Below are 13,012 nucleotides of genomic sequence, written 5' to 3'. Positions count from 1 at the left end.
TATAAATTTACTAATACTTTAAGTTTAAAAATTTTAAAGAGAATACTTTCCTTATTTTGACTTTTGAACTTTTTTACGAGCCAACAATTCCACCATCATCTTTTGTAATAACAATAGTAGCAGACCTAGGTCTTGAACTACTGGCATCTGGCCAATGGCTACCATATGAAGTTGTATCACTTAAATCTTTTGTTTTCTCTCCTGGATGTTGAATATTTACAAATATTGCTTTGCCATCAGGAGTTTCAGTAATTCCTGTAATTTCACACTCTTTTGGTCCAACTAAAAATCTTTTTAGATTTGTATTAGAAGCTTCAGCTCCTACATAAGTAGTAATAGTTTCATCTACATTTGAATTACTTGGTACAGATTTATTTATAATTTTTGTAGTTTTACCGTCATTATATTTTCCAGGTAGTGCTGCTAACATCATACAATTTGTTACATCTGTGTAATAACCATCATCTGTTTGTAACCACATTAAACCTTTTGATGCTTGACTAAAATATAATCCATCTGGGCTTGAAAAATCATTGTCATCTGTCAATTTAGAAATATTAATATTCTCATTGGCATCAGCTTGGGCACCAAATAGATAAATATCCCAATTAAACGCAGTTGCACTAGAACTATTCCCAACTTCTTGCATTCTAATTAGATGTCCATTTACATTTCCTTTAGAGGTTTTTCCATCTTTATCATCTGTATAATACCTTGGATTAGAAGCATCAAGTTCTGAACTGACTCCACTAGCTTTACCTCTATTTGTATTATTTGTTAAAGTAATATAAATATCACCAGTATTTGGATGGACTCCTGTCCATTCTGGTCTATCCATTGGAGTTGCTTTAACTGCATCTGCTGCATGTCTTGTATTTACCAGAATATCACCTAAGTCATCAAAACTGTAAGATGCATAGGAAGTAACATCAGTATTATTCATTGAAAGCTCTAGCCATTCTCCTGAACCATCATCATTAAATTTTGCAACAAAAAGTTTTCCATCATCTAAATATTTATCTCCTACATCTAATCCACCATTTAAATCAGATTCATCCCAATTTAAAGTAGATACATATTTATAAATATATTCACCTTTTGAATCATCACCCATATAATAAACTAAAGGTTCACCATTTTTTATAAGTCCTGGCATTGCACCCTCATGTCCCATTCTTCCAAAGGCTGTTCTCTTTCTTGGAGTTGATGTAGGATTAAATGGGTCAATTTCAACAACCCAACCAAATGTATTTGCGGCATTTCTATAATCCTCTATTTGATCACTACCCTTTGGAGTAATATCCCATCTGTCATACAGATCATTATTAGTCGTAGAGTTTGCCCAACCATAAGAACCATCTGAAGCACTTGAACCCATATATCTATTTTGAGTAGCTTGTGCTTTTATATCAATTAAAATACTACTTTCAGGTCTTTTGAAGTATCCAGCCCAATTCTCTTCACATGTAAGATATGTTCCCCATGGTGTTAATCCATTAGCACAGTTGTTTAAAGTTCCTCTTGTTTTATCTCCAGTTGTTGAATATTTAGTTTTTACTAAATCGTGGTTTTTTACTGGTCCATTTATATTTATTTCTGTTTGAGCAGTTATTCTTTTATTGAATACAGAATTTTTGTTTATTGAAAATTCTGTATTTCCTTTTTGAATTTCAATAACAGAAACACCATGTGCAGAAACTTCTTTATCAATTTCGGGAGATGGTCTTGCAGTTTTGTCATAAGCTGCTCTTTGATCTTCTGTGTGCATGAAAATTTGAGTCATATTTTCATGATTCATACAGAGTAAACCTCTTGAAGAATTTGATAAGTCTTTAAAAGTTCCTTCTTTATTCATACCAAAATAAGCCATACCATCATGATGATCTCCTGCTCTATAATTAAAGTCTGTATCACTTCCATCATTTGAATATTCAGAAGTAAAGGAATTAATTGGATCACCTAATCTATATAAAACTTGTACTGAATATCCTTCTGGTACAGTTACCATATCATCAATATTTTTTGCAACAGAATCGAAATCTAATAAAGCTGTAGATGCCACAGGAGATAATGTATTATTACGACTGCTACCACAACCAGTTAAATTCATTCCAAAAAAGCTTCCTGCAACAACTGCTAAACCGCCTTTTATTAAAGTTCTTCTTGAAACTCTAGTTTCTGTTATTTCTTCTAGTGTTAAATTATTTGAATTATTTTTAGAGATAGAGTCTTGTCCATTTGGTGACATAGGATGGTTTTTTGTAAGTACATCTTTCATAATTTCTTCCTTTAAATATTTTCTGTATTTTAAGAAGACTTGATTACAGAATGATTACAATTTAAGAAACTTTATTTTTATCATATAGTTTAATAAAATAGTAGTGTAAATATAAAGATAAAGCCATAACTATACTTCCTAAAAATAGTAAAAGATAATTACTTGATTTTTCCCAAATAATTAGATTTATAAGCAATCCTACTGGAACTAAGGCATTATTCATAATTGCAAGTACACCTGAATCTACTAGACAAGCTCCTTTATTCCATAAAAAATATCCTAATCCTGATGCTATAACACCTAACCAGATTAAAACACCCCATTGTGTTAAAGATGGTGATATCTTCTCTAAATTAGCAAATAATAAAAAGGATATAACACTTACAATCAATGCTCCAAAATGAAAATATCCAAAAATATCTCTTTGTCTAATTTCTTTATTTGATTCCATTATATTTTTGTAAGCACTTTGTCCTAGTGCAAAACAAATACTTGCTCCTTGTACCATTAAAAAACCTATAATAAAATCTTCATTTATATTTTGATATCTGATGATATATGCACCAAATACAGCTAATCCAGTACTAATTAAGTAAAGTAGTTTAAATTGACCTTTTAATCCATCATAAAATAATGTTACATAAATGGGAGTAAATATGGTAAAAAGTAAAACTTCGGGAACAGTTAAGAATAAAAAAGATTTATATAGAAATATATACATTAACCCAATTTGGACAGTCCCAATAAACATTATTTTAAGCTTTAATTTTGTTTGAATACCTCTAAATTTTGTAAATGGCAAAAAAACTAGTGATGCTAAAACAACACGAATAAGTACAGCAAAATAACTATCAACTTCACCTGCTAAAACTTCACCTATAAAACTAAAAGAAAATGCCCAAAGAAAAGTTACTAAAATTAAATATTTCATTTATTGTTGTTTTAAATAAGGATTTAACATAAATAATAATTCTATCATTATTTGATTCCTTCTTAGTTTTCCAATATCCCTATTTTAAGTTATAATTATAGGGATATCTTTTAAGTATAGAATTATATCATAAGAGACTTAGTAGTTAAATAACATTTTCTAAAGTTTTGGCATCGCTTTTACAGGTACGATCTGAATTTCATCCATATTCCAAACTCCACCCTTTACATAAGGTTCATTTTCTAACCATGTATTTAATTCATCTTCACTATCAAAGTTTGTTAAAACAGAAGATCCAACCATTTCATCTTCTTCAATCATTGCACAAGCACTAATAATTTTACCTTCAGTCATTAATTTTTGAGTAGCTTCAACGTGAGCAGGTCTAGATTCCATTCTTTTTTCAATTACACCATCATTATCATATGCGATTATTAAATATTGCATGTATATCCTTTTTTATTTATAATAGTATATTAGCAAAATATATATGTGATAAAATTAAAATATTGTTTATATTTTTATAATTGTTATATCAATCCCGTAGCAAATACAAAAGAAAGTGGATATATAATTACATTCATATATCTAAATATAGGTGTCATTTTTACATTTATTGGCATTACTTCTTCTAAAGACACATCATTAGAAAGTTTTTTCATCATATTTAATTTAAAGGCAATATCCAAAAACTTTATCACCAAAATAGAACTCATCCAAAATGAGAAATTAACTAAATAAATAGAAACAAAGATTGTGTAAAAAAAAGAAATGTGTAAAGTAAAGTATAAAAAGATACTTTTTTTATACATAGTAAAATTATTAGAAATTAATCCATACATAGAATCTGACTTTTGCCAATTTGATTCAAATAATTCAACAGCTATAAAAATAAGTAATAGTGAAAATATATCCATAAAGTAAACTAACAACAAGGCAAAGCCTTATTGTTTATTTTTTAGTGTTCAGATGAAGAAAATTTAACTTTTTTGTCTTTGTATAGACCAGTTCCAACAGGAATAGTTCTACCAATAACAACATTTTCTTTTAAGTCTTCTAACATATCCATTTTAGCTGATATTGCAGCTTCTGTTAATACCTTAGTAGTTTCTTGGAACGATGCAGCTGAAATAATTGAATCAGATGTAACTGCAGCTCTTGTAATACCAAGTAATAATGGTTCAGCAATTGCAGGTTCTCCACCAAGTTTAATAATTCTAGCATTTTCGATTTTGAATCTCTTTTTAGAAATCATATCTCCAACAATAAACTTAGTATCTCCACCATCAAGAATCGAAACTTGTCTTAACATTTGAGATGTAATAACCTCAATATGTTTATCGGCAATATTAACCCCTTGAGATCTATATACTTGTTGTACTTCAGATACAATAAAGTAATGAAGTGCTTTATCACCTAAAATTCTTAATACGTCATGAGGTGATGTTTGACCATCCGTTAAAGCTTCACCGGCATGAACAAAGTCACCTTCATTCACTAATATTTGCTTAGATTTCTCTGCTAGATATTCTGCTTTATTACCAATTTCATCAGTAACAATAATTCTAGTTTTATTTCTTAATGGTTTACCAAAAGAAACGATACCGTCAAATGATGATAAAAGTGCAATACTTTTTGGTCGTCTAGCTTCAAATAACTCAGATACTCTTGGAAGTCCACCAGTAATATCTTTTGATTTTTGAGTTGCTTTTGGTGTTTTACCAATAATATCAGCAATTTGTACTTTTTGACCTTCTGCAATATTTAAAGATGTTTTAGGATCTAAAGAATACCTAATAATTTGATCATCCTCTGTTGCCAATACTACAGTTGGTTTATAACCACTTGGAATATATTCATTTACAACTAATTTAGAAGTACCAGTTAATTCGTCAAATTGCTCTGCAACTGTAATACCAGGAATAATATCTTCAAATGAAATTGTTCCGGCTTTTTCAGCAATAGTCGGATTTGCATATGGATCCCATTCTGCAATTACAACTTGTTCTGAAGTTTCAGGAACTGCAATAACAGATTCTTTTTCTACTTCTACATTATCATTTAATTCAAGTAATGAACCTCTAGCAATATAATGTCTTAAAGCTTCTCTACCTTCACCATCAACAATAACAGCAAATAAACCTTTATCAACTACTTTATCTCCAGCTTTAACATCATCTCTTCTTTCTAAATAATCACCAGTTAATTTGTAATACTTAACTGTACCTTTAGAGCCAGAAATAATTTTAGAAGTAATAGGTGCTCCATCTTCAACTCTTAATTCAGAAGCGAAAGGAACTCGGTTAGGAACATTCCAACCATCCTTAATTATCTCAACGATAGATTCATTTTCTTCAACTTCTTCACCATTTTTATATGGTAAATATAATTTACCTTCTATTTTTCCAGAAACACCTGCAAGCTCATTAGCTTTTGCAACATCACTCTTTCTTAAATAGAATTTTTTTGTATCTTTTGCATTTGAAATAGTTAAAATTGTATCTTCATGTAATGTTTCAACAGAAACTTTACCTTTAAATGGAGCATTTATCTTAGGTTCAACTAATAAGATACCTGCATTTCTTCTATTTGCAACAATTGCTTGTCCAGCTGAATTAGTATATTTCTTGATATTGTAGTATCTAATGAAACCTTCTTTATCAGCTTTTAATTCTCTTTCAGTTTGAGTAGCACTTGCAGTACCACCAACGTGGAAAGTTCTTAATGTAAGTTGTGTTCCAGGCTCTCCAATAGATTGCGCGGCAACAACACCAACAGCTTCACCAGGAGTTGCTTTTCTTTGCTCACCTAGGTTAAGACCATAACATTTTGAACATAAACCATGCTCAACTTTACAAGTTAATGGTGTTCTAATTACAACAGATTTAACTTCAGCTTCTGCAACAACTCTTGCATTTTCTTCAGTAATTAATGTACCCTCAGTAAATAAAATTTCATTTGAAATTGGATCAATAATATCTTCTGCAATCACACGACCTGTGATTCTTTCTTCTAAACTTTCAATTAATTCATTACCTGACGTAATATCCGTAATTTCAATACCTTCATGAGTTCCACAATCTTCGATTGTAATTCTTACATTTTGAGATACATCAATTAATTTTCTTGTTAAGTACCCTGCATTGGCAGTTTTTAAAGCTGTATCCGCAAGACCTTTTCTAGCACCGTGAGTAGAAATAAAGTACTCAAGTACATTTAGACCTTCTCGGAAGTTAGAAATAATTGGTGTTTCAATAATAGTCCCATCTGGTTTAGCCATAAGACCCCTCATACCTGCAAGTTGTCTAATTTGTGCCGCAGAACCCCTCGCACCAGAATCAGCCATCATATAAATAGAGTTAAATCCATCTTTATCAGTTTCAACTAAGTTCATCATCTCAGAACCAAGTTTATTATTTACTTCTGTCCAAATATCAATAATCTTATTATATCTTTCTTGCTCAGTTAATAAACCTTGAGAGAATTGTTTTTGAACTTCAATAACTTCTTTCTTAGATTTAGCAACGTGACCAGCTTTTGATTCAGGCACGTTAATATCATCAATAGAAATTGAAATACCTGCAGATGTTGCAAATTTGAAACCTAAGTTCTTTAAGTTATCTAAGAATTTAGGAGTTACTTCGTAACCACCATGCTTATAAATATAATCAACTAAAATACCAATATCTTTTTTCTTTAAAACTTTATTCCATAAATTAACAGGAACAAAATCAGGTAAGATATCATGAATAATTAATCTTCCAACTGTTGTATGAATAATTTTCCCATCCATTTGTGTTCTAATTTTTGCATGTAAATCTACTTCTTTCATATCTAAAGCAATTGTAGCTTCATCAACACCTGTAAATAATTTATGCTCACCTTTAACACCATCTTTTTCTAATGATAGATAGTAAATACCTAAAATCATATCCTGTGAAGGTACTGCAATAGCACGACCAGATGCAGGTAAAAGAATATTCATAGAAGACATCATTAAAATTTTTGCTTCTGCAACAGCTTCTTGTGATAATGGAACATGAACTGCCATTTGATCTCCATCAAAATCGGCATTAAATGCAGCACACACTAATGGGTGAAGTCTAATAGCTTTTCCATCAATTAATACAGGATGAAAGGCTTGAATAGAAAGTTTATGTAGTGTTGGTGCTCTATTTAACATAATTGGATAATCATCTACAATTTCGTTTAAACATTCCCAAACTTCATTAGTTTCACTTTCAATTAATCTCTTTGCAGATTTTAATGTAGTTGCGTAACCTTTCTCTTCTAATTTAGCCATTAAATGTGGTTTAAATAACTCTAAAGCCATTTTCTTAGGAATACCACACTGGTCCATATTTAATGTAGGTCCAACAACAATTACAGATCTACCTGAGAAGTCAACTCTTTTACCAAGTAAGTTTTGTCTAAATCTACCTTGCTTACCTTTAATAATTTCAGATAATGATTTTAAAGGTCTTTTATTTGCACCCTTAACAGCATTAGCAGTTTTACCATTATCAAATAAAGCATCAACAGCTTCTTGAAGCATTCTCATTTCATTTCTAATAATAATTTCAGGTGCATCAAGTTCTGTTAATCTTTTAAGTCTATTATTTCTATTAATAACTCTTCTATATAAGTCATTTACATCAGATACAGCAAATTTTCCACCATCAAGCGAAACAAGTGGTCTTAAATCTGGTGGAAGAACTGGTAATTGAGTTAACATCATCCATTCTGGTCTATTTCCTGAATTAATAAAGTTTTCAACTACTTTTAATCTTTTGATTAAAGTTTTTCTTTTAGCTTCAGATTTAGTTGCACCCATATCTTCTTTTAATGTAACTAAAAGTTCAAATAAATCAATAGTTTCTAATAAATCCCTTACAATTTGTCCACCCATATTTGCAGCAAACCCAGTGTGTTCAAATAAATCAGAGATAGTTCTATATTGTTCTTCATTTAAAATATCATATTTTAAAACTTTTTTAGTTTTTTCATTATCATAATAAGCATCACCCGCATCAGATACAATGTATGCTTCATAATATAATACTCTTTCAAGATCTTTAAGTTTAACACCTAGAAGTGTACCAATTCTTGTAGGAAGAGATGAAACCATCCAAATATGTGCAACAGGAGATACTAAATCAATATGTCCCATTCTGTGTCTTCTAACTTTTGAAGAAGTTACTTCAACACCACATTTTTCACATACAACACCTTTGTATCTCATTTTTTTGTATTTACCACAAAGACATTCGTAATCTTTTACAGGTCCAAAAATTTTCGCACAAAATAAACCATCTCTTTCAGGTTTAAGAGTTCGGTAGTTAATTGTTTCAGGTTTTTTAACTTCACCAGATGACCAAGAAAGAATCTTCTCAGGACTTGCAAGTCTTAATTGAAAGGCCGAAAAATCTGTCGGTCTTTCTAATTCTTTAATTTCAATAGGACGTAATATTTTTTGTGTTTTACTCATCGTTTTCTACCTCTTCAAAAATCTCTACATCAAGTCCAAGAGCTTTAAGCTCTTTCGTTAATACGAAGAATGTTTCTGGAACACCAGAAGCTGGAACATTTTCACCGTTTGCAATAGCTCTGTAAGCTCTTGTACGACCTTCAACATCATCAGATTTAGTTGTAAGCATTTCTTTAAGAACATTAGTTGCACCATATGCTTCTAAAGCCCAAACTTCCATTTCTCCAAATCTCTGACCACCAAATAATGCTTTACCACCAACAGGTTGTTGTGTAACAAGTGAGTAAGGTCCAGTAGATCTTGCATGCACTTTTTCATCAACAAGGTGATGAAGTTTAAGCATATACATATAACCTACATTTACTCTTTCTTTCATAATTTCACCAGTAGTACCATCAGTTAACGTAGTCTTACCATCTAAATCAATTTTTGCTAATTCAAATAATTTATCAAACTCATCTTGTTTTACACCATCAAATACTTGTGTAGCAAATCTTACACCTTTAGTCCAATCTTGACCATACTTAATTAATTCTTCATCAGATAAAGAATCCATAAACTCTTTTCCATTCATTAATTTAGCAACTTGTGCAATTTCACCCATTTTAGTTCTTAATTCTTTAATAAAATCAGCTTTTTTAGCATCAAATATATCTTGAATTTGAGCTCCTAGTTTCATTCCAACTAGACCTAAATGAACTTCAAGAATTTGTCCAATATTCATTCTTGATGGAACTCCAAGTGGGTTAAGAATAACATCAACTGTTGAACCATCTTCTAAGTAAGGCATATCAACTTGAGGTACAATATTAGAAACAATACCCTTGTTTCCATGTCGTCCTGCCATTTTATCCCCAACTTTAATCTTTCTCTTAGTTGCAATATAAACTTTTACTTGCTTAATAACACCAGAAGGTAAGATATCATCATGTTCTAAAACTTGAAGTTTTTCTTCATGATTATCTCTTAATTGAGACTTTTGTTTAATAAAGTGATCTTTAATATCATTATATTTATTTTCAATATCAGAACCAAATGATGCAACAACTTTTTTCATTGCAAATCTATTTACATTTTCTAAGATATCTAAAGGAATATTATCACCTTTTGAATATGTTACTTCGTCTAATTCAAGATCTTTAGTTAAGATAGCTTTAGATAATAAATCATTAATTTTTAAGATTTCTTCTCTATCTAACATTAATAATTTATCATGATGTTTTACATCTAACTCAGCTTTTTCTGCTTCAATTTCTGCAACAGCTCTTTCGTCTTTTTCATATCCTTTTTTAGTAAATACTTTAACGTCAACAACTGTCCCTTCCATAGAAGTAGGAGTTACTAATGATTTATTAATAACATGTCCAGCTTTTTCACCAAAAATTGCTCTTAATAACCGTTCTTCAGGAGTTGGTTTAATTTCACCTTTTGGTGTAACTTTTCCAACTAAAATCATTCCTGGTTTAATGTAAGTACCAACTTTAATAATACCAGAATTATCTAAGTGAGTAATAGACTCTTCTTTTACACCTGGTAAATCTCTAGTGATTTCTTCATTACCATGTTTAAGCTCTCTACATTCAACATCTTTTTCATAAATATGAATAGAAGTAAATGCATCTTCTTTAATTAGTCTTTGAGAAAGAACGATTGCATCTTCATAGTTATATCCATTCCAAGGCATAAAGGCAACCATTGCATTAACACCAACAGCTAACTCTCCATTATCCATAGAAGGACCATCAGCGATTACTTGACCTGCTTCAACAACTGCACCTTCTTTTGTTCCAATTCTTTGACCAAAAGAAGTATTATTATTTGTTCTAACATTTTTAGCTACATTATAATGATCAATGAAAGCACCGTTTTCATCTTCACCTCTAATATAAATATTTTTAGCATCAGCTTTTTCAATTACACCAGCTCTATTAGCTTTAATAGCTTCCCAAGCATCACGCGCAACTGTTTTTTCTAAACCAGTTCCAACAACAGGAGCATTAGGACTTAATAATGGAACAGCTTGTCTCATCATATTTGATCCCATTAATGCTCTATTGGCATCATCATGTTCTAAGAATGGAATTAAAGATGCAGCAACACCCATAACCATTTGAGATGAAATATCAATTAAATTAATTTTATTTTTATCAACTAATAAAATTTCACCGTCTTTTCTAGCTTCAGTTAAGGCTTCTAATATCTTTCCATTTTCATCAACTTTTGTTGATCCTGGTGCAATTATTAATCCTTCTTCTTGTGTTGCAGTATAGTATTTAATCTCATCACTTACAATACCATCTTTAACAGTTTTGTATGGTGCTTCAATAAATCCTAATTCATTAACTTTAGAGAAAGTTGATAATGTATTAATAAGACCAATATTTTGACCCTCAGGAGTTTCAACGGGACAGATTCTTCCATAGTGAGTTGCATGAACATCTCTTACTTCAAATCCAGCTCTTTCTTTTACAAGTCCACCTTCACCAAGTGCAGAAAGTCTTCTTTTATGAGTAACTTCTGATAATGGATTAGTTTGATCCATGAATTGTGATAACTGACCAGATGTAAAGAACTCAGTAATCGTTGATGTAATCATCTTAGAATTAACTAAATCATGAGGCATAATATCTTCTAAAGTACCAGATAATGTAGTCATTTTATCTCTGATAGCTTTTTGCATCTTAATTAAACCAGAATGTAATTCATTTGATAATAACTCACCAATTGCTCTAATTCTTCTGTTTCCTAAGTGATCTCTATCATCAATATGACCATGACCTGCTTTAACTTTTACAAGATATTGAACTGTTTTTATAACATCCTCGTAAGTAAGAACTGTTACATATTCAGGAACATTAACACCAAGTTTATGGTTCATTTTCATTCTACCAACTTTAGTTAAATCATATCTTTCTGGATCGAAGAATAATTTCTTAACAAATTCTTTAGCAGCTTCTTTAGTAACAGGTTCACCTGGTCTCATAACTTTATAAATTCTAATTGCAGATAAATCATTTTCATCATCTAATTGTTCTGTTTGTTTTAATAATTTTAAAGATTCAGCATCAGCTTTAAATGCATTAATAATAGAATCATCAACACCTGTTGCTAAATCATTTGCTATATCAAAGTTTTCAAAACCTAAGTCTAATAGTTTTTTTAATTTTAATTCATCTAAATTAGTTAATGCATCAAATAATACTTCACCAGATTCAGGATCAAAAATAGTATTTGCAGTATGTCTTTCCATTAATAATTCAATTGGATATTCAACTAGTTCTAAACCACCTTCAACTAAAGCTTTAGCTTTTCTATCAGTAAGTCTTTTACCAGCAGCAATAATTAAATTACCTTTTTCATCTTTTACATCAAATTCAATTCTACCTGTAAAATCATCAGGATTAAATTTTGTTAAGAATTTATTATTCTTGATTTTAACATTTAAAATTGGATAGAATAACTTGATAATATCTTCTTTAGAATAACCTAAAGCTCTAAAAAGAATAGTAACTGGAACTTTTCTTCTTTTATTAATCCTTACATAAAGAATATCTTTAGCATCATACTCAAAGTATAACCAAGAACCTCTATCAGGAATTATTTGTCCTGTATATATAAGTTTATTATCAGCAGTATTTGATTCATCTTCTTTGAAAATAACACCTGGAGATCTGTGAAGTTGATTAACAACAACTCTCTCAACACCATTTACAATAAATGAAGTTCTATCAGTCATCAAAGGAATTTCTCTAATAAATAGAGCTTGTTCTTTCATATCTTTAACACCGATTTTTTCACCAGTCTTTTCGTCTAAATCCCATAAAGTTAATCTAATATTAATTTTTAATGGAATTGAATAAGTAAGACCTCTTACCATTGATTCTCTAACATCATATTTTGGTTTACCAACATCACTACCTAAGTAATCTAAAGTAATTCTGTTTTGGGCATCATGGATTGGGAAAATTGACTTAAATACTTTTTCTATACCAGCAGTCGATCTGTCTTCTTGACCAACTTTTAAAAATGTTTCATAAGAGTTTTGCTGTAATTGTAATAAGTTCGGAATTTCGATTTGTTGAGGATTTTTTGCAAAATCAACTCTAAGTCTATTACCAGATTTTAAAGAGTTTAACATTATCGGCCTTGTAGTAAATTTTGGTTAGTTAAGCTTTATAGCATATAAAGCACAAAAGCATCCGTAAAGGATAGGGTTAAAATTCCATTAAAATTCTAACCTTAGCCTTCAAAGATGCTATTCTTTATACAAGGCAATTAAGCCTTGTATAACAAGTTTATAAAATTACGAGTGTAA

At 30.3% G+C, this 13,012-nt stretch carries 6 protein-coding genes; all 6 read right to left on the bottom strand.

The genetic code is table 11. The annotated features are described in order from the left end of the window. Nucleotides 1-73: 73 nt before the first annotated feature. The 6 genes from KO488_RS11870 to rpoB all read right to left on the bottom strand — a co-directional run bounded on the left by KO488_RS11870 (nt 74) and on the right by rpoB (nt 12,835). Nucleotides 74-2,278: a PhoX family protein gene (locus tag KO488_RS11870; RefSeq protein ID WP_228319161.1), complete on the bottom strand. Its 2,205-nt coding sequence runs from the start codon at nt 2,276-2,278 to the stop codon at nt 74-76. Between the two features lie 61 nt (nt 2,279-2,339). Then, nucleotides 2,340-3,209, bottom strand: a complete 870-nt coding sequence (locus KO488_RS11865; RefSeq protein ID WP_216059029.1) for an EamA family transporter — start codon at nt 3,207-3,209, stop codon at nt 2,340-2,342. 159 nt (nt 3,210-3,368) lie between these two features. Then, nucleotides 3,369-3,656, bottom strand: a complete 288-nt coding sequence (locus KO488_RS11860; protein ID WP_216059028.1) for a YciI family protein — start codon at nt 3,654-3,656, stop codon at nt 3,369-3,371. Nucleotides 3,657-3,739: 83 nt separating this feature from the next. Next, nucleotides 3,740-4,144 carry a hypothetical protein gene (locus tag KO488_RS11855; RefSeq protein WP_228319160.1) on the bottom strand — a complete coding sequence of 135 codons (405 nt, stop codon included), beginning with the start codon at nt 4,142-4,144 and terminating at the stop codon, nt 3,740-3,742. 23 nt (nt 4,145-4,167) lie between these two features. Beyond that, nucleotides 4,168-8,697 (bottom strand): DNA-directed RNA polymerase subunit beta', encoded by a 4,530-nt coding sequence (gene rpoC, locus KO488_RS11850; protein ID WP_216059027.1) that lies wholly within the window; start codon nt 8,695-8,697, stop codon nt 4,168-4,170. Next, nucleotides 8,690-12,835, bottom strand: coding sequence for a DNA-directed RNA polymerase subunit beta (gene rpoB, locus KO488_RS11845; RefSeq protein ID WP_216059026.1), 4,146 nt, complete (start codon nt 12,833-12,835; stop codon nt 8,690-8,692). Before rpoB ends, rpoC begins: the two co-directional genes overlap by 8 nt. Between the last annotated feature and the right edge of the window lie 177 nt (nt 12,836-13,012).

The sequence above is a fragment of the Poseidonibacter lekithochrous genome (assembly GCF_018861145.1).
Classification (GTDB): domain Bacteria; phylum Campylobacterota; class Campylobacteria; order Campylobacterales; family Arcobacteraceae; genus Poseidonibacter; species Poseidonibacter lekithochrous_A.
This window is presented reverse-complemented; position numbering and strand designations above follow the sequence as displayed.